This window comes from Alkalitalea saponilacus (genome assembly GCF_900168165.1).
GTDB classification, from domain to species: domain Bacteria; phylum Bacteroidota; class Bacteroidia; order Bacteroidales; family Marinilabiliaceae; genus Natronoflexus; species Natronoflexus saponilacus.
The window spans coordinates 84,124-109,473 of the sequence record NZ_FUYV01000013.1 but is presented as its reverse complement, the minus strand read 5'-3'; the positions used below and the strand labels follow the sequence as shown (position 1 = coordinate 109,473).

The window sequence follows — 25,350 nt, the reverse complement described above, 5'->3', positions numbered from 1 at the left end:
TGATTCTATCAAATATCTAAAAATCTAACGATCTATTGTAATGAGGTCTATTTCGAATCTGATACAAAACTGCCCCGTTGGGGGCAGTTTTTATTATTTAAGTTTTTTAGCTCAATTCCTTAGCTCTCAATGTTAAACGTGCTCAGGTAGCGCTCTCCGGTGTCAGGAAGAATCACCACAATTCGTTTCCCTTTATTTTCCGGCCGATTGGCAACTTCAATGGCAGCTGTTAAGGCAGCTCCGCAAGAGTACCCGCACAACAAACCTTCTTCTTTGGCTGCTCGGTGAGCCATCTCAATGGCATCTTCGTTGCTTACTTTTATTACTTCATCATATACCGATGTATTAAGCACATCAGGAATAAATCCGGCTCCAATTCCTTGTATTTTATGCGGGCCGGGTTGGCCTCCGGATAAAATTGGACTGGCCTCAGGTTCAACAGCCACAATTTTAACATTGGGATTGCGTTCCTTTAATACCTCACCTACACCTGTAATAGTTCCGCCTGTTCCGATTCCTGCTACTAATATGTCAACTTTTCCGTCTGTATCTGCCCAGATTTCTTCTGCAGTTGTTTTTCTGTGTATCTCAGGGTTTGCCAGATTTTTAAACTGTTGAGGAATAAAAGAATTTGGATTTTCAGCGGCTATTTCTGTTGCTTTGGCAATGGCACCTTTCATGCCGTTGGCGGCAGGTGTCAGAACCAGTTCTGCGCCAAACTTTTTCAAAAGTTTACGTCTTTCAATGCTCATACTTTCAGGCATGGTCAGAATCAATTTATATCCTTTTACTGCAGACACAAAAGCAAGTCCCACGCCCGTGTTTCCACTGGTAGGCTCTACAATGATGGAATCCTTTGTTAGAATTCCCTTGCGCTCTGCATCTTCAATCATGTTTAAGGCGATTCTGTCTTTTACCGAACCGGCAGGGTTGAAAAACTCACACTTTGCAACAAGCTCTGCTGCATCTGCATTAACCAGTTTGTTTATTTTTACCAAAGGTGTTTTACCAACCAGCTCTGTAATGTTGTTAGCTATTTTTGTCATGGCTTTAAGTTTTGTTAAATATAATACATTATTTTATCTGTTCTGTCGTAATATTTCTGGTGAAGCTGCTTTAAGGTGATGTTTTCAAGCGATTGCCAGAAATCGGTCATCACTGAATCCAAAACCTCTTCAACGACCTCACGAGTTGTTTCAATGTCTTTAATGATATTGTCTTTTCCGGATTCAATGCCTTCAATTGCCTTTACCACTTCAGCGAGTGTTATCTCTTCAGGCGCTCTGTTTAAACGGTAACCGCCTCCGGCTCCCCTTTTTACAACAACAGTTCCTCCTTTTTTCAGGCTCACGGCAATTGATTCCAAAAATTTATGCGGAATATTGCAGGAGATGGCCGCTCGTTGAATGTCGGTAAATTCCTCTTCATCCACATTTAAAAAAAGCAGAAACTGAAGTCCGTATTTAATCTTATTTGAAAATCGTATCATATTTGTATGATTTTGTATTGCAAATATATTAAGGAAAAAAGTGTTATGATGCAATATGTCTTAGGATAAAACATATCAAAAAGATATGAAAAATAGGGTCGCAGATCACTATTGTTGGTTAAGTGTCAATAATACAGGATAATGGGTGTTTGTATGTGTTGGAGTATTTTATTCATACAAAATAGGTATGAAAAGTATGCTTATGGTTTTTTAGTGTTGGAGGCAAATCATTTTTATTCGATATGATCTTAAGTGTTCGAAGTTGTTTTAAGGATGAATTAATGCAGTCGATTGGGGCTGCTTGAAATTTTTTTGTCAAAAAAAAGAGTTGCAAGATTAATCTTACAACTCTTTTTTCAGTACCGAGAGGCGGGCTTGAACCGCCGACCTCATGATTATGAATCATGCGCTCTAACCAGCTGAGCTACCTCGGCATCTCGTTTTTGCGGTTGCAAATGTAATGTTTTATTGTATTCGTTCCAACCCAAAACCTACAAAAAATAATAAAATTCTATTAGGTTGGGTTTAATTAGTTGTTGTACAGTTTGTTTGAGAATTATGATTAAAAAGGTGGTAATAGATTTTTTTTTATTAATAAAACCATTATATTGCCACCGATAATCCTTTTAGAACTCAAAAAATGACAGAACAAAGAGAAAAAATCGAGCTGGAATACATGCTCAAAACTTCACCCGCTATTCTCTTTAACAGGTTAAGTACCCCAAGCGGATTGAGCGAGTGGTTTGCAGACGATGTCTCGGTTAAAGGTAAAGAATTTATATTTATCTGGGGAGAGAGCCATCAATCTGCTGAACAAACCCTTCGCAAAGAGAATAAACTGGTTCGCTATACTTGGCTTGACGATGAAATGGACGGCTCATGGTTTGAGTTTCAGATTAATGTAGATGAACTTACCGGAGATGTTGCTTTGGTTGTTATAGACCATGTTGAACCTGAAGAAGTGGAAGATTCTAAGGAGTTGTGGAACCAACAAGTTGATGTTTTAAAACATGGATTAGGTTCTGCATAAGATTTAATCCTGTTTTTAGTTTCTAATCATTAAATTTGCACCCGTAACAGACACACTGTTCCGGGTGTTTTATTTTTAGGAACAGAGTTTGTAAAGAAATCAGTAATGAAAAAGCTACATCTTTTTATATTGAAGAGTTTTATCGGACCTCTGATAATGACCTTTTTTATTGCCATGTTCATCTTAGTCATGCAGTTTCTATGGCGATACGTGGATGATTTGGTAGGGAAAGGGCTGGAGTGGACGGTGCTTGGGGAACTTTTATTTTATGCGTCACTGCAAGTGGTGCCAATGGCTTTGCCATTAGCTATTTTACTGGCAGCATTAATGACTTTCGGAAATCTGGGAGAAAATTATGAGCTCACAGCGCTAAAAGCGGCAGGTGTTTCTCTTTTAAAAATCATGAAACCGATTTCCATTCTGATTGTTGCCATTTCGGGGTTTGCCTATGCTTTTTCAAATAATGTTTTGCCTGTAGCTAATCTAAAATTGGTTTCTATTCTTCATGGTATCAGGGAAACCCGGTTGGAAATGGATATTAAGGAGAGGGTCTTTTACAGAGGTGTAGATGACTTCAGTATTAAGGTTAACGAAAAGGATCGTGAAACCAATATGCTAAGAGATGTGATGATTTATGATCACCGGGACAGGCATGCAAGAAATAGCAATGTAACACTGGCTGATTCAGGGATTTTGCAAATGTCAGCAGATAAGCGTCATCTCGTACTTACATTATACGACGGAATTCGTTACGACGAAAGGGTTACGGCAGAGGGTAATCGCCGTCAGCAGAGACGTGATTCCAGGCTCTTTAGAACCGATGAGTTCCGAAAACAGGTGGCAATTATGCAGGTTCATGGTTTTGATTTTTCACGTACAGATGAAAGCTTGTTTCGACAAAGTGACAGAATGAAAAATATTGCACAACTAACACATGATCTGGATTCTATTCGAGGAGAGCGTGGCGTGTTTGTGGATTTAATTGAAGACAGATCTTCTCTGACTTATTTTAGTCGCATTCACCAAACACATGCCAATAGGCTGGAAATGATAGATACAGCTTCTGTATTAGTAAATGTTGATTCTCTCTTTTTAACGCTTGAAGGATCTCAAAAGCAGATGGTTATTCAGAATGCATTACGAACAGCTCGAGACCTCAAACAATCTATCGATGATCAGATGCGATTTATAGAAAGGGAGGATTTGCGGATTAGGCGTCATGTAATGGAAATACACCGAAAGTTTACGCTTTCGTTCGCATGTTTGATTTTCTTTTTTATTGGAGCTCCATTGGGAGCGATCATTCGAAAAGGAGGTCTTGGTATGCCGGTGGTCATCTCCATCTTCTTTTTTATCGTTTATTATGTTATAGACACCATGGGGGCGAAGTTTGCCCGTGATGGAGTATGGATGGTACATCAGGGTATGTGGCTCTCTTCATTTGTGCTGCTTCCGATTGGTATATTTTTGACTTATAAATCGGCCACTGATTCGGCATTGCTAAATGCCGACGTCTACTACTCAAATTTGCGAAAATTCAGAGAAACGATTGAAAAATATCTGAAAAAGAGAAGAAGAGAGTGATTTCAGAATCACTGGTTTCCGTTTAAAATCTTTAAGTATATTAGCACGTTTTGGTACGTGAGGAGTTAAACATATTTAGCATAGAGGGAATAGAGCGGAGAGACTTGTTGCTGCTCGGTCAAATTCATACCATCAGTGTCTGATTGTTGTTTTATGAATCTTTCAAATTCAACAACTAAATAATCTGTGAAAAATCAAATTGTTTTTTGTGAAAGATAGGTTAAGTGTCATGATGTTAGTTAGATGAGTGTTCTTGTTTGTATGACTCTGGTTTAGATAGAACAGAAGCATCCTCAAGTTGTTTATAGGTCTATAGTCCGAAACTGCTTTAATTTATTAATTTTGTGCTTTTATTTTTATATCCGATTGTTATACCCTCATATTAGTTCGCTTGATGAAATTTAGATTTTTTAGGCTTGAACAGGCTTCGGTCATCCGAAAACTAAAGAATTCAAACCAATGAAATCTTAAGTATAGAATTATTATCGAACTATTGTATATCAGTCGGTTAATTTTATTAAATTGAATATTTAATTTTTGTCTGCTAGAAAAAGCAGATTTTGAAATCAAAATAGTGATCAAATAACATTCGAAATACCTGATATGTCTGAACAGAGTGATATAAAACTGGATAGTATTGAAGAGGCAATAGAAGCCATTAAAAAAGGAGATCTTGTAATAGTTGTCGATGATGAAGATCGTGAGAATGAGGGTGATTTCATCGCGGCAGCGGAGTTGATAACTCCTGAAAAAGTGAACTTTATGGCCAAGCATGGCCGGGGATTAATTTGTGCTCCTATTACTGAGAAAAGATGTGAGGAACTGGAACTGGACTTAATGGTGGGACAAAACACTTCCCTTCATGCCACTCCTTTTACTGTCTCAGTCGACCTTATTGGTGAGGGTTGTACAACCGGGATTTCTGCTTCAGATCGTGCAAAAACGCTTTTGGCGTTGTGTAACCCTGATACGAAACCGGAAGATTTGGGTCGCCCCGGACATATTTTTCCATTGAAGGCCAAGGAACGTGGTGTTTTGCGTCGGGCAGGACACACCGAAGCTTCTGTGGATTTAGCACGTTTGGCCGGATTATATCCTGCCGGTGTGTTGGTGGAAATCATGAATGATGATGGTACCATGGCTCGCTTGCCTGAACTCATTGAAATCGGCAAGAAATTTGGTCTGAAAATTATATCCATTAAAGATTTGATCGCCTACAGATTAAAACAGGATAGCTTGATTACCAAAGGCGTTGAAGTGCATTTGCCAACCATCTACGGAGATTTCAGATTTATTCCTTTCAGACAAAAATCCAACGGGTTGGATCACATGGCTCTGATTAAGGGCAGTTGGAATGCAGATGAGCCTGTTCTTGTCCGGGTTCATAGCAGTTGTGCTACCGGCGATATTTTTGGGTCTCAGCGTTGCGAATGTGGTGAACAACTAAGAAAAGCCATGGAGACCATCGAAAAAGAAGGTCGTGGTGTGATTGTATACATGAATCAGGAGGGCAGAGGAATTGGGCTCATGAGCAAAATTGAGGCTTACAAGTTGCAGGAAGAAGGACTTGATACTGTTGATGCCAACATCGAACTGGGGTTTGAAGCTGATGAGAGAGATTATGGCGTTGGTGCACAGATTCTTAGGGAGCTTGGAGTGTGCAAAATGCGGTTGATGACCAATAACCCGATAAAAAGAATTGGATTAGAAGGATATGGTCTCGAAATAGTAGATAACATCCCCATTGAAGTTGAGCCAAATAAGTTCAATGAATTTTATATGCATACGAAGAAAAAGCGTATGGGGCATAACCTACAGTACTTCAAATATAATGTTAAGTAGATTTTCGAGAAATAGATAGCTATTTCTGAGTTGTCTTTACTATAAAACTTAAGCAACGACTCAATCTGGTAATACCAGATTGAGTCGTTGCTTTTTTAATAACCATGACTCATTTTTTTAATTCTAAAACCTGCTAAATTGATCATTCAGGTACCATTTTGTAAATTAATCTGACCATTTAATAAAAAAAAGTTTTTTTAGAATTATCCTTTTTGTCTTGTTCTTTGTAACTTGGAGCATAATCAATAAATGAAACTCGTTCCGAGGCTTCGGGAGCAACTTGAAAATATATTATAAACACTTGAAATTGGCGTTATGGTTGATTTATCTACATTTTACATGGGGCTGATGTTACCCTCACCAATTGTGGCAGCAAGCAGTGGATTAACCGGAAATATTGAGCAACTAAAGGAGTTGGAGGCTAATGGAGCCGGTGCTGTTGTCCTTAAATCCTTATTTGAAGAGGAGATTGTGGTTGATCTGGAAAGACATATGAACAAATTGCATTCGGAAAACTACCTGTACCCGGAAACAATGGATTTTTATGAGAATACCAATGTTGAAGATACTTTGACAAATTATTTGAAACTGATATTTGAGGCTAAAAAGGAACTATCTGTTCCCGTTATTGCCAGTGTAAATTGTATAACTCCATATAACTGGCCACGTTTTACTCAATATTTCCAGGAAGCAGGTGCCGATGCTGTAGAATTAAATGTTTTCTCTCTTCCGGCTGATTTAAACCAGGAGGGTGCCTTTTACGAGGATACTGCTTTGAAAATTGTTGAAGCGGTTGCTAAAGAGGTGACAATTCCAGTTTCAGTAAAAATCGGTCCATATTATTCAGGATTGGCGAATATGATAAACAAATTGTCGCAGGCAGGAGCGAGAGGTGTTGCATTGTTTAACCGGTTTTATTCGCCGGATTATGATTTGGATTCACTTGAAATTATTCCGGCTCCTGTATATAGCTATCCCAATGAATACATCAATCCACTCAGGTGGATTGCTTTGATATCCGGAAAAATCAGTTGTGACCTGATGGCTACCACCGGCATCCATGACGGAGCATCAGCTGCTAAAATGATTTTGGCAGGTGCTAATGGAGTTCAGGTTGCATCGTCCTTATATAAAAATGGCATTCCTTATCTGAAAGAAATCAATCAGCAACTGTCTGATTGGATGGCAGAGAAGGGGTTTGAGTCTCCTGACCAATTTCGGGGAAAACTTAATCAGAGCAACGTGGAAAATGCAGCCGGTTTGCACCGGGTGCAGTTCATGCGTCATTTTGCCGGAAAGTAACGTGAATTAGTTTGTCAGTATCATTGTGCGACAATTTGTCACAATTCTGACAGGGTTATACTTCATTTGATTGTTTTTAATGTCATATTTGCGCAATCAGTGGCTGTTTTTGTTATGGCACATCCTTTGATTTAACAACAGCGAATTTACATTGTGACAATTTTAAAACATTATAAACAATCATTTAAAATGGGAAAAATAATTGGAATCGACCTGGGAACAACCAACTCTTGTGTTTCTGTAATGGAAGGAAAAGAGGCAGTTGTTATCCCTAATAGTGAAGGAAAAAGAACCACTCCTTCGATCGTGGCATTTGTGGGTAATGGAGAGCGCAAAGTTGGAGATCCGGCGAAAAGACAAGCCATCACAAATCCCGAAAAAACCATCTATTCTATAAAGCGGTTTATGGGAACCATGTACAATGATATTCCCAATGAAGTTACCCGTGTTCCATACAAAGTAGTTAAAGGCGACAACAATACACCCCGTGTGCAGATTGACGATCGTCAATATTCGCCACAGGAAATTTCAGCTATGGTTCTTCAAAAAATGAAGAAAACTGCCGAGGATTATCTTGGTCAGGAAGTGACTGAGGCTGTTATTACCGTTCCTGCATATTTTAACGATGCACAGCGTCAGGCGACCAAAGAGGCCGGAGAAATTGCCGGGCTGAAAGTTCGTCGCATCATCAATGAACCCACTGCCGCTTCGCTTGCATATGGCTTGGATAAGCAGAATAAAGACATGAAAGTGGCAGTATTCGACCTTGGAGGTGGTACTTTCGATATCAGTATTCTTGAGCTTGGCGATGGCGTTTTCGAGGTAAAATCAACCAATGGAGATACTCACTTGGGTGGAGACGACTTTGATGACGTTATTATCAACTGGTTGGCAGAAGAATTTAAGAAAGAGGAAAATATTGATCTTCGTAAAGATCCAATGGCTTTGCAGCGTTTGAAAGATGCCGCTGAAAAAGCTAAAATTGAACTGTCGAGCGGTACCAGCACCGAAATCAACCTGCCATATATTATGCCGGTGGATGGGATTCCAAAGCACCTTGTTAAAACTTTGAGCCGTGCACAATTTGAACAACTGGCTGATGGTTTGATTCAAAGAGCTTTGGTGCCATGTCGTCAGTCTCTTAAGGATGCGGGCATGACTGCTTCAGATGTGGATGAGGTGATTTTGGTAGGAGGATCAACTCGTATCCCCGCCATTCAGAAATTGGTTGAAGATTTCTTTGGAAAAAAGCCATCAAAAGGAGTTAACCCCGATGAGGTGGTTGCTGTTGGAGCGGCCATTCAGGGTGGTGTTTTAACCGGAGAAGTGAAGGATGTACTGTTGCTTGACGTGACTCCGCTTTCACTTGGTATTGAAACCATGGGTGGCGTAATGACCAAATTGATTGAAGCAAACACAACCATCCCGACCAAAAAATCGGAGAGCTTCACAACAGCTGCCGACAATCAACCTTCTGTGGAGATTCATGTTTTGCAGGGCGAGCGACCAATGGCCAAAGACAATAAAACCATCGGAAGATTCCATTTGGACAGTATTCCGCCTGCTCCAAGAGGTGTGCCTCAGATTGAGGTAACCTTTGATATCGATGCCAACGGCATTTTACATGTAAAAGCCAAAGATAAAGGTACAGGAAAAGAACAAAGCATTCGTATTGAAGCATCATCGGGACTTTCTGAAGATGAAATCAAACGAATGAAGGAAGAAGCCGAAGCCAATGCAGAGTCTGATAAGCAAGCAAAAGAGCGCATTGAGAAGCTGAACATGGCTGATAGTTTGATTTTCCAAACCGAGAAGCAGCTTAAAGAATTCGGTGATAAAATTCCTGCTGAGAAAAAAGCACCCATTGAAAGTGCCCTGGAAAAACTTAAGGAGGCTCACAAATCTCAGGATATTGAGGCCATTGATGCTGCTACCAACGAGTTGAACACTGTGTTCCAGGCAGCTTCGCAGGATATGTACAATGCCACTCAGCAAGAAGGTGGGCAGCCTCAGGGAGACGCCGGACAACCTGGTGGACAGCAGGGAGGAGATTCTAAAGGTGACGATGACAGTGTTACCGATGTGGATTTTGAAGAAGTGAAGTAAACGTTTCTTTGCCATATTAAACAAAATCAAAGAGTAAGACAATTATAATGAAAGCCGGGTCGTCCGTATGGACGACCCGGCTTTTTTTTGGTACTATTATTGGAATATATTAATTTGGACACGATTTTTATGCTGAACTATTTTAATTAACGGGATTTATCAAATGGGAAAAATGAGAGTTGTTTTATTGGTGGTTTTGATGGCTGTATTGTCTGGAGTTGTTTATGCTCAGCAGACTTTCAGGGCTTCTGAAGGTCAGGATGCACAGGTTAATTATACCGATGAGAATGGATTGCGACAGGGATTATGGGAACGATCATATCCAAACGGACGATTAATGTATCGTGCAAATTTTGTGGATAATATGCCGGTAGGGGAAATGGTGCGTTTTCATCCCAACGGGAATAAAATGGCTCAGATTATATATGATGAAGATGGCGAGAATGGTGATGGGAAACTTTTTGACCACAATGGAAGGCTTATTGCAGAAGGAAAATATAGGCAAACCAGTAAAGAAGGTGAGTGGGTTTTTTATAATGAACGAGGAACAATCATATCCCGTGAAAGCTACAAAAATGATAAACTTCATGGCGAAGCCATTGCCTATTACCCCAATGGGAATAAAGCTTCGGTAAGAAATTGGGTAAACGGAATTCAGGATGGTCAGGAGGTTGTTTTTTTTCCTAACGGAAATAAACGTCTGGAGGCTAACTATCGTGAGGGAAACCTTCATGGAGCTTATACTGTCTATTACAGAAACGGACGCAGAGAAGTACATGGCATGTATAACCGTGGACGAATGCACGGGCCATGGTTCTTTTTTGACGGACTTGGAAATGAGGATTACCGTCTGAATTTTGAAAACGGTGTATCGAAAGAAGCTGACTTGCTTGATCAGCAACAAGAAGAACGATTCCGGGAGTTTGAACGAAATCGTGGCCGGATAGCTGATCCCGAGGATTACATGGATGATCCCGACGGGTATATGAGAACCTGGTAACAAAATAATATCCTAGTTTTTGTCATGCCACAAGAAAAAGCTATTTCACTATTTGAACTGAATCAGCGACTGCGTGATGTTGTTAAGGAATCCTTTTCAATTGCCGTATGGATAAGGGCAGAAGTGGCCGAGTTGCGCGAAAACCGAAATGGGCACTGCTATCTTGATCTCATAGAGAAGGATGAAGCTTCAGATCAGGTTATTGCCCGAATGAAGGCCATGATCTGGAGTTACAACTACCGGATGATTAAGCCATATTTTGAAACCACAGCAGGCCGGCCATTGAGTCAGGGGATAAAAATAATGGTCAGGGGAGTTGTTGAGTTTCAAGAGTTGTATGGTATAAGTTTTATAATAAGGGATATTGATCCTGCTTATACACTGGGCGATCTGGCCCAGCGACGAAGGGAGGTTCTATTGAAATTGCAGGAGGAGGGAGTGGTTGATATGAATAAGGAATTGTCTCTTCCGCTGGTTCCCCAGCGAATAGCGGTGATTTCGTCTCCAACTGCAGCAGGGTATGGCGACTTTGTTCATCAATTGCGGACCAATTCCAGAGGAATTATTTTTTATCCCAGATTATTTCCCGCTTTAATGCAGGGTGAGCAGGCTTCTGCTTCTATTATTGCTGCATTGGATAAAGTGTTCGAAAACAGTTCTTTGTTTGATGTGGTGGTGATAATTAGAGGCGGGGGGGCTTCTCTTGATCTACTCTGTTTTGACGATTACTGGCTGGCATCGCATATTGCTCAGTTTCCAGTGCCGGTTTTAACCGGCATTGGTCATGAACGAGATACTTCCGTGGCCGACCTGGTGGCTCATACTTACTTAAAAACTCCAACTGCAGTAGCTGAATTTCTGATTTCCGGCACCGAGCAGGTTTTGGAAAAACTGGATGAGTTCTCAGAGACTCTAATGCATAGTGTACGCAGAAACATTAATCAACAAACCAGATTGCTTGATAAGTATTCCTATAATTTTACCCGGGTGGTAAAAGAGTTGCTACAGATAGAGAAACACGGACTCCAAAGAATCACAGAAAAACTCCCGGTACATACAAGTCAGATCATACGTGGGCAGAGAGAAAAAATCAATCAATTCTCTCAATACCTAAGTCGTACCCCTTTAAAAAATCTGGAAACTAACCGAAATGATCTAAATCACTTGCAATCTTTTTTGAGATCACAGGTAAAAGTTCTCCTGAAGCAGGAGTTAGGTAAAATGGAATTTTATGACAAATCCTGCCGGTTAAATGATCCAATATTGATACTAAACCGAGGATTCACCATTAGCAAACACAACGGGAAAGTTGTAAAAGATGTTTCAGCCATTTCTCCGGGAGAAATTCTCGAAACCCGCTTCAGGGATGGTATCGCTGTCAGTGAGGTGATTTCAAAGAGCCAAGAGAAATAGAATAATCAACCACAAGATCTTTACTTTTAAAAATTGGTTTCGTATTTTTGGTTTTATTTATTTTAATGTTGAGTAGCGATTTCTGTCTGACAATGAGCTGCGATCATTGTACGAACTGGGGATATTTAAAAACAACTCCTATGGAATTGTTTATTTAGGTTTTTCTTGCAATATGCATACATCACAACCGTTACCACATGTTGTTATTTTACGTAGTTTCAAATTTTCCTGGCATTTTTATCAGACAGTCGTCAGGTGCTGGTTCGCAATATCTGATTCAAAATGTTATTGGATTTCAATCTAATATGTGGTTTGGCTTTCCCTCCATTGCCATTATTGCATTATTTGTTTTGATTTCAGCGTTGATATTTCTAATGGTTATTTTTCGTCAGAAAAATCACAAGTTAATGGCTCGTAATAAGAAGCTAGAACAGGAGAATGCTGCAAAAGACCGTTTTTTTTCCATCGTTGCACACGATCTGAAAAGTCCTTTTAATTCATTAATTGGATTGTCGGAGATGCTTATGCTTCACTCTGAAAGCATGAATCAGGAGCAGGTAAAAAACTACAGCAAAATGGTGCACCAATCCACCTCTAAGCTCTATTCATTGGTTGATAATTTGTTACAATGGTCGCGCACTCAATTGGGGAAAACTGATTACAGACCCGAAAAAATTGATGTCAGCATTGTATCCTCTAATATTGTTAATCTTCTGAGGATTTCTGCTCAGGAGAAGGATATTGTGATATCTCTAAACATGGACCAGGATTTGATCGGAATTGCGGATGTTAATATTTTTTCTGCTGTAATAAGAAACCTGGTCAGCAATGCTGTGAAGTTTTCAAAAATAGGTGGGACAATATATGTCAACGGAAAAATGCGTCCTGATAAAATGATTGAGGTTGAGGTTGTAGATCGCGGTGTGGGAATGGATGAGATGCAGATTGAAAAAGCTTTCAGAATTGATTCAGGCTCTTCCACAACCGGAACATTTAACGAAAAGGGAACTGGGCTAGGGCTTATACTGTGCAAAGAATTTGTTGAAATTAACAAAGGTTCCATTCTGCTCGAAAGTAAACCAGGGAAAGGTACTTCAGTGAAATTTACACTCCCATCCATCGGGTATAATATGAATTAGAAGTTTTTTGTAACTTTAAAGCTGAATACAAAATCTCAAAATTTTACTATGAGCAAAAAGAAATTGAAATATAGTGAGGCCATTGCTGAAATAGAAGAGGTTCTGGAGCAAATGGAAAATGAGGAGTTAGATGTGGATGATTTATCCGAAAAAGTAAAACGTGTATCAGAATTGATTCGTCTATGCAGGGATAAACTCACCAAAACAGAAGATGAGGTGGTAAAAGTGTTAAACGAGATTGAGGATTAAAAATTATCAGGCCCAAAGATTAATGGAAGCAGGCCTGTTGCGTCATCAATTTTTACAATGTTGTGTTTCCCGATTAGTATAATCGGGAAATTTTGCTTATATCGATGAGAGGTTTCAACAATAACCTGCCTACAGCTGCCGCATGGTGAAATCACCTGATTTGTTATTTCACCATTTTTTAGGGCCACAACAGCCATGGAAGAGACAGGAACATCCGGGAAGTTTGCGCCGGCGTAAAATAGAGCCACTCTTTCGGCACATAAGCCTGAGGGGTATGCAGCATTCTCCTGGTTGTTTCCACAAATTATTTCCCCATTTTTTAGTTTGATGGCGGTGCCCACGTTGAATCCAGAATACGGAGCATATGCTGATGTTGCGCTGATAATTGCCTTCTCTGCTAACTCCCTGTCGCCGGGGGATAATTGATCAACAGATTGGTATTCTGTATAACTTATGGTCATTTTATGGGATTGCATAATTCACCTGTTAGGTTATTGCCTAATGCGTCGTCGTAAATTAAGTCTGTCGCCCGCTTTAGGTTGCTCTCCATCTTGCATCCTGTTAAAATGGTATAGTCGGTTTAATCTGACCCCGTATTGCTGGCTGATTTCATGCATTGTTTCACCTTCTTTTACAATGTGAAATGGATGATCGGGATGTGAGTTTCTTCTTTTATTCTCAATATAAAGAATTCGGTATTTATTGATGTCGGCATTGGCCGGAAGATCGTTATAGCTTGGGATTTCCCAGCTTCTGAGGTTAAAGATCCTTGACAAACTTTCGAAGGTGTCTCCGGGTTCAACCATTACATATCTTACCCCGTTATTATATGCTGTTTGGCGCTTGCCAAACGGATCAATAACCAGTTCTCCGGAAGTGTCTCTTCTCTGTGTTTCCCTGCGTGAGCGACGTGCTGTTTCAGAAATGTCCTGATCTAAAAGATATAGCTGATTCTCTTCTATGATTCTAATTAATAGCCTGGCGTAGTTGGGGTTGGTGGCATAACCGGCTTGTTGCAGACCGTTTGCCCAGCCTTTATAATCGGTAGTGGCCAATTCAAACAATCCAGAGTATCTTGGACGTGTAGTTAAGAAAGTCGTATGGTCTTCAAAAGATTGTCGGGGATTTCTATATTTTCTGAAGCATTCGTTTCTGGCATCGTCATGATGAAAAACTCTCTCTCCTTCCCATCCTGTATGACATTTTATACCAAAATGGTTGTTGGCCTCAACGGCCAGACGGCTATTGCCGCTGGCAGATTCTAAAATGCCTTGAGCCAGTTTGATAGAAGCCGGTATTCCTGAGCGCCTCATGTCCTCAATGGCCCAGTCCTTGTAAGTTTCAATATATTGTTCTCGGGTAATGCGGTTTTGGGCTGTAATCTCCGAAATCTGAAAAAATAGAATCGCAAATAAGAGTAAACCCTGACTCGAAAATTTATTGATCATTGCTTTATAGATGTTTCGTATGGCGTTAATAATGGACAGTTCGTACTTGAATTCTGTTATTTAGTGTACAAACCTTCTGAAAACGTTAATAACACAAATATAATTATTACCTGATAATTTGCAAGCAGTAGTTATTTCAAAACAGTTCCGTTTTGCCAGTTGTTACCTTTAAGAAAATCAACCAATGTCATACGTTTTTTGCCGGCAAGTTGAAGTTCTTTAATTTCCAAATCACCATCAGCTGTGCCAACTAATATATATGTTTTATCATCGGTACGACTTTCTCCGGGTTTTAGATCACTGGAAGGTCTTGGTATGGTTTTGAATATTTTCATGGTGGTGGTTTTGCCATCGGGGGTTTCTATTTCGGTCCAGCTTGCGGGATATGGACTTAGTCCCCGAACTCTGTTGTGCACGGCCATAACTTGCTGATTCCAGTCTATTTTGCAATCCTCTTTAAAAATCTTGGGAGCGGGCTTAAGTTCAACGTCTTTTATTAATTTCTCCTGAGGGATTGGTTTGATGTTGTTTTCAGTAATGGAATTCACGGTTTCTACAACCAGCCGGGCTCCGGTTTCCATTAGCTTATCATGGACTGTGCCGGCATCATCTTCCGGTTCTATGACAACTTTTTGTTGCAGAATAATATTGCCGGTATCAATGTCATGATTCAGAAAAAAAGTGCTGACACCGGTTTCTGTTTCTCCGTTGATCACTGCCCAATTTATGGGAGCAGCACCACGGTATTGAGGCAAAAGTGACGCATGTAGGTTGAAGGTGCCTTTTGGCGGAAGGTTCCAGACTTGTTCGGGTAGCATTCTGAAAGCCACTACCACTTGCAGATCGGGTTTATAACTTTTAAGTTCTTCCAGAAATACGGGGTCTTTTAATTTTTCAGGTTGAAGTATTGGTATGTTTAGTTCCAGAGCAGTTTCTTTTACATGTGAAGGTGTGAGTTTGCGTCCACGTCCTGCCGGTTTGTCCGGAGCTGTAATGACTGCCACTATGTTTGCGCCGGCCTGCGAAAGTGCTTTTAAACTATATGACGCAAACTCAGGTGTGCCCATGAAAACGATACGAAGATTTTCCATTGATCAGTTGTTTGAATGCAAATTTACAATTAAAAAATAAGAGCACGGATTTCTCCGTGCTCCTAAATTATTTCTTTTGTGCCTTATGTGTTAATTTCTAGTAATGCTGGCAATCCACTTCAAAATGCTCACGGTCGTGATCGCATGCAGGACAAACTTTTGGTGCTTTTTGTGATTCATGAACAAAACCGCAGTTTCTGCATTTCCAGCGAACTTTCTCTTCCTTCTCGAAAACCGTTCCGTTTTCAACATTTGCCAACAATGCCAAATATCTTGCTTCATGCTCTTTTTCTACTTTGGCGATGTTTTTGAAAGCATTGGCGATTTTTTGAAACCCTTCTTTTGCAGCTATTTCGGCAAATTCAGGATAGAGGTCAGCCCACTCTTCGTTTTCTCCTTCGGCGGCGGCTTTTAGGTTTTCGGCCGTAGTTCCTACTTTTCCCGCAGGGAAAGTAGCTGTTACTTCAACCATGCCTCCCTCTAAATACTTGAAGAATCGTTTCGCATGCTCCAATTCCTGCTCTGCAGTTTCCATAAAAATGGCTTCAATCTGACGGTATCCCTCTTTGCGAGCCTGCTTGGCAAACATGGTGTAACGGCTGCGGGCTTGCGATTCTCCGGCAAATGCTTTCAGTAGATTTTTTTCAGTTTCAGTTCCTTTCAATGATTTTTCCATCTTATTATTTTCGTTTTTAGTTAAACTTTCGAGACTTCGAAAATAATATGGGAAAAGTTGAGAATGAAACTAAATAGGCTGTTCAGTTGCTTCTGCTTATTAACTCAACTACCAACCCTTAACTTCTTATTAAAACCTCCAGCCCAGAGTTACTGCTAACGTATGAGTGTTGGCTATCATGGAAACAGGCTCCTGAAACTCTTCTTCAATATGTGGAGCATAGTACATCGAATACATGTATTTTTGGTTTCTCATCATGTAGGCAACGTCCACAAACATGTTCTGCATTCTGTAACCAACTCCAAAAGAGTATGTTTGGGTTTTATCACCACTTCTGAAATGGTTCGATTGATAAGGACTTTGATAATTGGCAAATCCTCCACGCAAAGTCACAGTCTCTGTAGGTCGAAATTCTGCTCCAAATCTCAGGTTGTGTGTAGCTCTGAAGGTGTTGTTGATTTGATTATTGAGCTCAGAAACCGCAGCTTTATCCGCTATGCTTGAACTCTTACTTCGATATTGCATGCTTGTGTTATCTGTGTACTCATAATCAACACTTATTAGTCCACGTGTTCCAAATAAATACGATACACTTCCTATTGCTTTAAATGGCGTGCGAAAGTTGTAGGAGTTTTCTGCATAACGGCGTTCATCAAATCTGTCCAGATCATAAAACAGGTAAGTTTCTTCATCGTCACTTAAGTCAATTAAAAACTGGTCAGCAATAATCCTTGTGGTATATTCATTGTCAACGGAAAAGAATGTGGGTGTGTGAAACGCAGCACCAATTCGCAATGCATTAATGGGTTTATAGATGATTCCGGTTTTTAGATTGATTCCGGTGGCTCTTGTGGTTATTCTTTCTCTGAATGTGTAATCGTCAAGACCAAAGAATCCTTCTTCTTCGGTATCCAGCCAAAGTTGTTCTGATTCAAGCCATCGGTATTCATAATACCCTTCAAGCTGTTCAGGGAAATTTGCATAATTATTTCTGCCTCCTGCAACTTCCTCAAAATGATCCATGTTTCTGGTATATGAAAAAACCGGGATTCCTAATGATGCTCCAATATAGAACGTATGGCTGATATTTGCTCCCGCAGCTATATTAAACTCTCCTGAACTTCCGCTTTCTGATAAAATCCGGGTCTGATTTATTCCATCCAGAGGTCCCCATTGCGGAACAGCCAAATCATAACTAGGAAATCCGTTCTCATCATCAACATTAAACCTGTTGTATTCAAATGCATTCAAATAGTTATGCGGATATGATTCATTTGGAAACATGCTCGCTACTTCTGATGCAAAAGGGTTTCTGTCCAATAAAAATGCATCGTACGCAAGTCTTTCATATAAGTTATCCATTCTTCCCATATTGGCATTATGGGTGAACATATCCAATAATGATGAGCCAATGTTTAAACCGTTTATATACGTTTTTCTTGAAAACGTTTTATTTCGGTTATAGCCTATGGCAAAATGTGTGCTTATTATTCCGCTTGTTGCTTCCCTAATTGGCTTATAAGTTCCAACAAACCCAATTTGCTGGAAAGGCATGGTAATTCTGTCGTCATCGGTTTTCAATCCATAGTAATCGGCTTCAGTTCTGTCGAAACGAAATGAGGGAGTGAAGGTGAATTCACTACTTCTATAAACTGCAATACCAGCCGGGTTTATCCCAATGCTGGAGTAATCACCACCTAATGAACCCATGGCATTCCCCAAAGACATGCTTCTGGCCGTTCCGGTGGGCTGGCTTGATGTAAACCGAATGGCATCTTCTGTTGTTTGGCCTGTTACCATTAATGAAGCTGTTAGAAAGGCCAGAGCACCTATATATCTTTTCATCTGCTTATAATTTATTTTTTAATTACCAGATGAAACTCGCCATATAATCATTATCCTGTGTGAGAACTAAAATCAAGGCTAGTTTCATCATAATGAGTTTAATTAATTTATCGGAATTATGATTCTATACTCAGGAGGGGTCGTTGTATTACTTAATTGTTTAATTCTAATATGAACCTAATTCAAATATTACAGAAAGATGTGAAAACAATCTAACCCGTTTCGTTAATTTTTTAACAAATCAATGAGTTTTATTTTCCCTCAGTTTTATCAAAAACTGAGGGAAAATAAATTTGAGGAGAATTTTATCTAAATTTTAACGACGTCCACCTCTGGATGAAGAACTGCTTGAGCTACTACTTCCACCTGAACTTCTACTTGAAGACCCACTGCTGCTTGATGGAGCAACCGATCTTGATGGCGAACTGCTACTAGATGGAGCGACCGATCTAGATGGAGAGCTGCTGCTTGATGGAGCAACCGACCTTGAAGGTGTGCTGCTTCTCGCTGGCGCAACAGATCTGGATGGTGTTGCAGTCCTTGAAGGAGAACTCTGAACACCTGATTGTCTTTGAGGTGTGCTGCTGCTACCTCGTTGGTACGTCGCAGGTGCGCTTTGCCTGGTTGTTGTTCCGGATTGACGGGTTCCGGTATTTTGAATGTCTTGTCTGGTTGGCGCTGATTGCACTGACCTTGTGTTTTGCTGAGTTGTCGTACGTGATGTTTGTTGCACTTGCCGGGTTGTACTACTTGCTCCCTGAACTGTTCCGGTGGTTTGTGCCTGCCTTGTATTATTGGCATTACTCACCCTTGTATACGTCGCCCGGTTGTATGTTGGTCTCGTGTTTCCTTCCGGTTGAGAGTATGTAGGAGTATAGCTTCTACGCACAGCTGTCTCAGAACTTCCGCGAGATGAAGCAGAACTTTCTCTTGTAGATCTAAGTTCCCCGTCACCACTGGTTCCTCTGGCGATCGCTCCGCTTGCGCTTCCTGATACCCGGCTTGATCTTTCACGTGCATCTAAAGTGGATGTTCGTGCCATGCGATCGTCTGAAGAGGTTCTTGGGGCTCTGTCGGTGGTGCTTCTCAGACCTTCGCTTCTACCAACAGATGCCGTTCCACGGCTGTCTCCGCTTAAGCTACCTCTGAATCCTTGATATACAACAGGACGGGTAGTATGTGGTCTGTGATTGTATGGCCTGTGATGAGCATAATATGGGTGGTAATGGTAATGGTAATGTCTGTGGAATCCGCCCCAATAATATGGTCTGTGCCAGTGCCAGTAATGGCCTGCGTACCAAGGGGAGTGCCAGCTATGCCAGCCAAAGCTAGAATAATATGGCGAGCCAAAGTGCCAATTCATGCCCCATCCAAATGGACGACCGTGCCATCCTCCGAAGTAGAAACTGTTATACCATCTGTTATGCCAAGCTGGAACTGCGTATGCATAATGTCCGTCTATATATACATTCCAGTCATAATGATTGAAATATACAATCTCACTGAAAGCTGGAGAGTGATATGGGATACGTACGGCAGGTCCATGAAACCTGATGATGCGTTCTGCATAATTTCGATCCGAGGCAGAGCCTCTAAAACCATCTAACCAATATCCGGTTTCTTCATTAAAATAGAGTAAAGTATCCGTTTCCTGAATGTTTTCATCACTCAGAATGGCAGCATACTCTTCCTGAATTCCTGAAAAGTCACGAAGGTCTTGCTGTTCACGAGATCTTTGGCTTCTTTCGAATTCATTTTGCTGAATGGCCAAATCACGCCTTTCATTTTTTCTATCTTCACCAGTCAATGAGGGTACAGGCGAGAATGCCTGATGCACATTTTCACGACTGGATCCTGGTACAAAATAAATATCATCGTAATAAACTCCAGGTCCTGTCAAATTAGTTGATGCGCAGGATGCAAGAATCATTACGCTTACCAGTGCAGTTGTTAATTTTATAGCTTTCATAATATCTCCTCCTCATTGGTTTGCTACTTTTAATTTAGCAAATACTATACCAAAACATATCTCTTTTTCTTTGATTTGCTTATTTATATAAAATATTTCTAAAATATGTGAAATATTACTCAAATATGGCTGTTTGTTTACAAATATGCAAACAATGAAGGTGTTTTCGTGAGGCAACCGAATTTAAACAGAAGCCATATTTAGGCCCTGTTTTATAACCTGTTTAAATTCTAATTACGGTTTTTATTAAGCCTCTGTAGGTGGCATATAGCGACTGAATAATCGTTATTGGTATTCCTAGCGCATCTAGGGTCCGCAATCGTTTTTATTTTTTTGTTAACAGTGCATATTTTGTGAGATGTATTTTATGTAATTATCAGTAAGCCAGATTTGTATTATTGAAGTTTAAGTTAATGTGCGGAGTTGAATCTTCCTGTTTCCATAAACTATTAATGATTTTTCGCTCTTTTTAAGGCGATAATTCCTATTTTTGTGCCTCAAAATGTGACACACAGATAGAGTTTTAGATTCATTATTTTTGAATTAATCATATTTATGGCAAAAGTATTAACAAGCCGCTCCGAGAGTTATGCACAATGGTACAATGATTTGGTGCTAAAAGCTGATTTGGCTGAAAACTCTTCCGTGCGTGGGTGTATGGTAATAAAGCCTTACGGTTACGCTATTTGGGAGAAGATGCAACGTGTTTTGGATGATATGTTTAAAGAAACCGGACACGTAAATGCTTATTTCCCCCTGTTTATTCCAAAATCATTTTTTAGCAAAGAGGCTGCTCACGTAGATGGCTTCGCCAAAGAGTGTGCTATAGTTACTCATTACAGACTGAAAAATGATCCTGATGGTAAAGGTGTAATCGTTGACCCGGATGCCAAACTTGAAGAAGAGTATATTGTTCGTCCAACATCTGAGACCATAATCTGGAATACTTATAAAAACTGGATTCAATCTTACCGTGATTTACCAATTTTGGTTAATCAATGGGCAAATGTGGTAAGATGGGAAATGCGTACCAGATTGTTTTTGAGAACTGCTGAATTCTTATGGCAGGAAGGACATACTGCCCATTCAACCAAAGAGGAAGCGATAAAAGAAACTGAAACCATGCTTGGTGTTTATGCCAATTTTGCTGAGCAGTGGATGGCAATGCCGGTGGTTCAAGGATATAAAACTGCCAACGAGAGATTTGCCGGTGCATTGGAAACTTTAACCATTGAAGCTTTGATGCAGGATGGAAAGGCTCTTCAGTCAGGTACATCGCACTTTCTTGGTCAAAATTTTGCCAAAGCTTTCGACGTAACTTTCACCAACAAAGAAGGGAAAATTGAGCATGTATGGGCAACTTCATGGGGCGTTTCAACACGACTAATGGGTGCACTAATCATGACCCACTCTGATGATAACGGATTGGTTTTGCCTCCCAAACTAGCACCTACCCAGGTAGTCATTGTGCCGATATACAAAAAAGATGAAGAGTTAAGCAAAATCTCAGAAGTAGCCGAAAAATTGGTGACTGAACTGAAATCACTCGGTATTTCGGTGAAATATGACGATGATGATAAGCGTAAACCCGGTTGGAAATTTGCAGAGTACGAATTAAAAGGTGTACCCGTTCGTTTGGCCATTGGCCCCCGCGATCTTGAAAACGGAACCGTGGAAGTTGCTCGTAGGGATACACTTACCAAAGAGGTTATGCCACTGGAAGGTATCACCGGAAAGATTGAATCTCTATTGAATGATATTCAGGAGAATATCTTCAAAAAAGCACTTGATTATAGAACTGAACACACTACCAAAGTGGACGATTACGAGGAGTTCAAGCAACTTTTGGATGATAAAGGTGGATTTTTCCTCTGTCACTGGGATGGGACTTCCGAAACTGAAGAAAAAATTAAAGCCGAAACAAAAGCTACCATTCGTTGTATCCCATTGGATGCGCCCAATGAAGAGGGTAAGTGTATGGTTAGTGGTAAACCTTCTCCAAAGCGAGTGTTGTTTGCACGATCGTATTAGTCTGTTCGTTTTAATACACAGATACAAAGCTCACAAAGGATAATCAAAATTTTCTTTGTGGGCTTTGTGCTTTCGTGTGGGTTTTTTACTTTGAGTCTCTGCTCTTTTTTAAGCCCCCTGGTCACTTTTTGCAATATTTCCTTAAATTGTAGCACTCAATTAATCATTAAGAACCACTTATGGAGAAGAGAATAGTTGAATTGCTAAGGACACGTGCATCTTTAAAACAAGGTGTATTTGACACCACGCTTGATACATTTAATACACTGAAAGAAGTTCTAAGAGACTTACCATCTCTGTATAATTCTCAAATTGCAGAGCAGGATAGTCGATTATTTCTGGAATATGAGGAAGTTGGCAACTTTGTAGCCAAACTGAAAATTGCAGGTGATGTTTTGGTTTTTTTCATGCATACCAATGCCTTTATGTTCGATCGCGATCATAAAGTTTGGAACAATGCGCATGTCAAGGAAAATGCAGCTCGATGTTATACTGGCGTCATAAATATCTACAATTTTTTATACGACTCTTTCCGATACAGCCGGATGGAGGATTACGGTTACATGGTGGCGAGGGTTTTTGTAAACCGGGAACGTAGTTTTTTTGTTGAAGGCAAACGACAACGATCTATGGGATTGAGCAATTTTGGTAAGTCAAAACTTGATAAAGATAACATCCTCAAGATTGTAGAAACGGCTATGCACTATTCCCTTGAATTTGATTTGCTTGTACCCCCATACGAAAATATGAATGTGATTACCATGGCTCAGATGAACGAAGAAATTTTTCAATCGCGACAACGAACCGGTAAGCGACTAGGTTTCATCTTTAAAAGTGACGATGTACAGCAATAAACATACTGTTAGTTATTTATGAATGTAGTAGATAGATTCCTTGAATATGTATCGATAGATACCCGTTCCGATGATCAATCAGAGGAATGTCCCAGCACTTCGGGTCAGATGTTTTTGGCTCGTCTTTTATATGATGAATTGAAAAGAATCGGGATGCAGGAGGTTGAGGTGGACGATAATGGTTATGTTATGGCCACCTTGCCATCGAATTTCGATGGCAAGGTTCCCGTAATTGGCTTCATCGCGCACATGGATACCAGTCCTGACATGTCGGGAAAAAATGTGAAACCGCAAATAGTAAAAAACTATGATGGCAGAGACATCATTCTTGATAAGAAAAATAATATCATTCTTAAACCAGATGACTTCCCGGAGTTAATAAAATACATCGGTCAAGATATCATTACCACCTGCGGACATACTCTTCTAGGGGCAGACGACAAAGCCGGAATTGCCGAAATTGTATCGGCAATGGAGTTCCTGATTCAAAATCCATCGGTAAAACATGGTAAAATAAGGGTCTGTTTTACACCTGATGAAGAAATTGGACGTGGTGCCAATAAGTTTGATATCAGAAAGTTCGGGGCTGATTTTGCTTATACCATGGATGGAGGTGAAATTGGGGAGTTGGAGTATGAAAATTTTAACGCCGCAGTAGCGCTGATTGAAATTCAGGGAAGGAATGTTCATCCCGGTTATGCATTCAAGAAAATGGTCAATTCCATCGAAATTGCTGGTAGGATTATTTCAACTCTACCTGTTTCAGAGTCCCCGGCACATACAAAAGATTATGATGGGTTTTATCACGTTATATCGGTAAATGGCGAGGTGGAGAAAACTGAAATCGAAATTCTCATCAGAGATTTTGATGAGGAAAATTTTAATTCAAGGAAAAAATATCTGGAAAATCTGGTTTCCAAGATAAATGAAGAGATTTCGATTAAACCGGTTAAATTAAAGATCGAGGATCAATATCAAAACATGCGTAAGCAAATTGAGCCGGTGCTGCATGTGGTGGAATTGGCTAAAAAAGCCATGTTGGAGTCCGGAATTAAGCCAATTATTCGGCCAATAAGAGGCGGTACCGATGGCGCACGACTTTCTTATATGAGATTACCAACCCCCAATATTTTTGCAGGAGGCCACAACTTCCATGGTCGATATGAGTTCATTCCTGTACAGAGTATGCAAAAAGCAGTTGAGGTTATTGTGAAAATTGCTGAATTGGCAATTAATTAATGAAATCATTCTTCAATAGATCGTTAGACTCGAAGTGAAACGAAGTCCCGAAAATCGGGATTAGATAATTAGATGTAGATAAGTTCTTTATTATTAGTTAATTGTGTGATGTGGCAGCAGGCCTGCACACATCTGGTAATCAGGCAAATAAAAAAGTTTAACGAACTATTAATTCTTTATAGATTTTGTTTATGGTTTATCAGGAATAATTAAGCAAAAAAATACTCTTATACTTGGTTGTGTTTGTTTGATTCTATAAGTTTGCAACTGAAAACATGGCAGTTGTTTTCATATTATTGCATTTAGCGAGAATTTACTTATAAATTAACTTTTAAATTGTAATCTATGTCAGTATTAGTAGGAAAAAAAGCTCCTGCCTTTTCTGCAAAAGCAGTGATTAATGGCCACGAAATTGTTGATAACTTTTCTTTGGAACAATATTTTGGAAAGAAGTATGTGGTGTTCTTCTTCTATCCAGCGGATTTTACCTTTGTTTGTCCAACAGAAATTATTGCTTTTCAGGAAAAACTTGAAGAATTTGAGAAACGTAATGTAGCTGTGGTTGGAGTTTCAACCGACTCTGAGTTTTCTCATTGGAAATGGTTGCAAACCGAGAAAAAAGAAGGAGGAATTAGAGGTGTTAAGTTTCCCCTTGTTGCAGACAGCAGCATGACCATCTCTGATAACTATGATGTGTTGGCAGGTGAGTATGATTATAACGATGAAGGCCAACTTGAGTTCAAAGGAACGCCAATGGCATACCGTGGGTTATTCCTAATTGATAAAGAAGGCGTTGTTCGTCACCAGGTTGTAAACGATATGCCGCTTGGGCGAAGTGTTGACGAAACCTTACGTATGATTGATGCATTGCAGTTTTTTGAAGTGAATGGAGAGGTTTGCCCTGCCGACTGGAGAAGTGGTTCTGAGGGATTAAAAGCAACCCAGGAGGGGATTTCAGAATACCTAAGCAAAAATTAACCGTTAGTTTCCTATTTTAATTTTAACAGGGACAGTATTTATATGCTGTCCCTGTTTCGTTTTAA

Annotated in this window: 21 protein-coding genes and 1 tRNA gene; 13 read left to right on the top strand and 9 right to left on the bottom strand. The window is 40.0% G+C overall.

From position 1 onward, the window contains the following. Positions 1–119: 119 nt before the first annotated feature. From cysK to B5X70_RS11470, 3 genes are all read right to left on the bottom strand, one after another. Positions 120–1,046: a cysteine synthase A gene (gene cysK, locus B5X70_RS11480; protein ID WP_079558045.1), complete on the bottom strand. Its 927-nt coding sequence runs from the start codon at positions 1,044–1,046 to the stop codon at positions 120–122. A gap of 14 nt (positions 1,047–1,060) precedes the next feature. After that, positions 1,061–1,489: an RrF2 family transcriptional regulator gene (locus tag B5X70_RS11475; protein WP_079558044.1), complete on the bottom strand. Its 429-nt coding sequence runs from the start codon at positions 1,487–1,489 to the stop codon at positions 1,061–1,063. 360 nt (positions 1,490–1,849) lie between these two features. After that, a tRNA-Met gene (locus B5X70_RS11470) sits at positions 1,850–1,923 on the bottom strand. A 206-nt stretch (positions 1,924–2,129) separates the two neighbouring features. On the opposite strand from B5X70_RS11470, the gene B5X70_RS11465 reads away from it, so the two are divergent. The 9 genes from B5X70_RS11465 to xseB all read left to right on the top strand — a co-directional run bounded on the left by B5X70_RS11465 (position 2,130) and on the right by xseB (position 13,154). Then, positions 2,130–2,519, top strand: a complete 390-nt coding sequence (locus tag B5X70_RS11465; RefSeq protein ID WP_079558043.1) for an START-like domain-containing protein — start codon at positions 2,130–2,132, stop codon at positions 2,517–2,519. Between the two features lie 105 nt (positions 2,520–2,624). After that, on the top strand, positions 2,625–4,103 hold the full coding sequence (locus B5X70_RS11460; RefSeq protein ID WP_079558042.1) for an LptF/LptG family permease: 1,479 nt from the start codon (positions 2,625–2,627) through the stop codon (positions 4,101–4,103). 603 nt (positions 4,104–4,706) lie between these two features. Continuing rightward, the gene (locus tag B5X70_RS11455) at positions 4,707–5,945 is read left to right on the top strand and encodes a bifunctional 3,4-dihydroxy-2-butanone-4-phosphate synthase/GTP cyclohydrolase II (RefSeq protein WP_079558041.1); all 1,239 of its coding nucleotides are present in this window, start codon (positions 4,707–4,709) and stop codon (positions 5,943–5,945) included. Between the two features lie 315 nt (positions 5,946–6,260). Continuing rightward, positions 6,261–7,247, top strand: coding sequence for a dihydroorotate dehydrogenase-like protein (locus B5X70_RS11450; RefSeq protein WP_079558040.1), 987 nt, complete (start codon positions 6,261–6,263; stop codon positions 7,245–7,247). A 189-nt stretch (positions 7,248–7,436) separates the two neighbouring features. Further along, entirely contained in the window at positions 7,437–9,353 is a 1,917-nt protein-coding gene (gene dnaK, locus B5X70_RS11445) for a molecular chaperone DnaK (RefSeq protein WP_079558039.1), read from the top strand. A 172-nt stretch (positions 9,354–9,525) separates the two neighbouring features. After that, a complete protein-coding gene (locus B5X70_RS11440; RefSeq protein WP_159450005.1) occupies positions 9,526–10,353 on the top strand; it encodes a toxin-antitoxin system YwqK family antitoxin in 828 nt (275 codons plus the stop codon). 24 nt (positions 10,354–10,377) lie between these two features. Next, positions 10,378–11,766 carry an exodeoxyribonuclease VII large subunit gene (gene xseA, locus B5X70_RS11435; RefSeq protein ID WP_079558037.1) on the top strand — a complete coding sequence of 463 codons (1,389 nt, stop codon included), beginning with the start codon at positions 10,378–10,380 and terminating at the stop codon, positions 11,764–11,766. Positions 11,767–11,963: 197 nt separating this feature from the next. Continuing rightward, positions 11,964–12,905: a sensor histidine kinase gene (locus B5X70_RS11430; protein WP_079558036.1), complete on the top strand. Its 942-nt coding sequence runs from the start codon at positions 11,964–11,966 to the stop codon at positions 12,903–12,905. Between the two features lie 48 nt (positions 12,906–12,953). Beyond that, positions 12,954–13,154, top strand: coding sequence for an exodeoxyribonuclease VII small subunit (gene xseB / locus B5X70_RS11425; protein ID WP_079558035.1), 201 nt, complete (start codon positions 12,954–12,956; stop codon positions 13,152–13,154). Here xseB and B5X70_RS11420 read toward each other — a convergent pair. The 6 genes from B5X70_RS11420 to B5X70_RS11395 all read right to left on the bottom strand — a co-directional run bounded on the left by B5X70_RS11420 (position 13,151) and on the right by B5X70_RS11395 (position 20,183). Then, positions 13,151–13,630, bottom strand: a complete 480-nt coding sequence (locus B5X70_RS11420; RefSeq protein WP_079558034.1) for a cytidine deaminase — start codon at positions 13,628–13,630, stop codon at positions 13,151–13,153. The genes xseB and B5X70_RS11420 overlap by 4 nt on opposite strands. A gap of 15 nt (positions 13,631–13,645) precedes the next feature. Further along, the gene (locus tag B5X70_RS11415) at positions 13,646–14,602 is read right to left on the bottom strand and encodes a glucosaminidase domain-containing protein (protein WP_079558033.1); all 957 of its coding nucleotides are present in this window, start codon (positions 14,600–14,602) and stop codon (positions 13,646–13,648) included. 131 nt (positions 14,603–14,733) lie between these two features. Next, positions 14,734–15,693: a methionyl-tRNA formyltransferase gene (fmt, locus tag B5X70_RS11410; RefSeq protein WP_079558032.1), complete on the bottom strand. Its 960-nt coding sequence runs from the start codon at positions 15,691–15,693 to the stop codon at positions 14,734–14,736. A 97-nt stretch (positions 15,694–15,790) separates the two neighbouring features. Further along, entirely contained in the window at positions 15,791–16,369 is a 579-nt protein-coding gene (gene rbr / locus B5X70_RS11405; protein ID WP_079558031.1) for a rubrerythrin, read from the bottom strand. A gap of 129 nt (positions 16,370–16,498) precedes the next feature. Further along, a complete protein-coding gene (locus B5X70_RS11400) occupies positions 16,499–18,214 on the bottom strand; it encodes an OmpP1/FadL family transporter (RefSeq protein ID WP_079558030.1) in 1,716 nt (571 codons plus the stop codon). 316 nt (positions 18,215–18,530) lie between these two features. After that, positions 18,531–20,183 (bottom strand): hypothetical protein, encoded by a 1,653-nt coding sequence (locus B5X70_RS11395; protein ID WP_079558029.1) that lies wholly within the window; start codon positions 20,181–20,183, stop codon positions 18,531–18,533. A gap of 555 nt (positions 20,184–20,738) precedes the next feature. Between B5X70_RS11395 and proS the strand changes: the two genes are divergently transcribed. From proS to B5X70_RS11375, 4 genes are all read left to right on the top strand, one after another. Next, positions 20,739–22,214 carry a proline--tRNA ligase gene (proS, locus tag B5X70_RS11390; protein ID WP_079558028.1) on the top strand — a complete coding sequence of 492 codons (1,476 nt, stop codon included), beginning with the start codon at positions 20,739–20,741 and terminating at the stop codon, positions 22,212–22,214. Between the two features lie 179 nt (positions 22,215–22,393). After that, entirely contained in the window at positions 22,394–23,068 is a 675-nt protein-coding gene (locus tag B5X70_RS11385; protein WP_079558027.1) for a hypothetical protein, read from the top strand. Between the two features lie 18 nt (positions 23,069–23,086). Then, positions 23,087–24,307, top strand: a complete 1,221-nt coding sequence (gene pepT, locus B5X70_RS11380; protein ID WP_079558026.1) for a peptidase T — start codon at positions 23,087–23,089, stop codon at positions 24,305–24,307. A gap of 345 nt (positions 24,308–24,652) precedes the next feature. Next, the gene (locus B5X70_RS11375) at positions 24,653–25,285 is read left to right on the top strand and encodes a peroxiredoxin (protein WP_079558025.1); all 633 of its coding nucleotides are present in this window, start codon (positions 24,653–24,655) and stop codon (positions 25,283–25,285) included. The last annotated feature ends 65 nt before the right edge of the window (positions 25,286–25,350 follow it).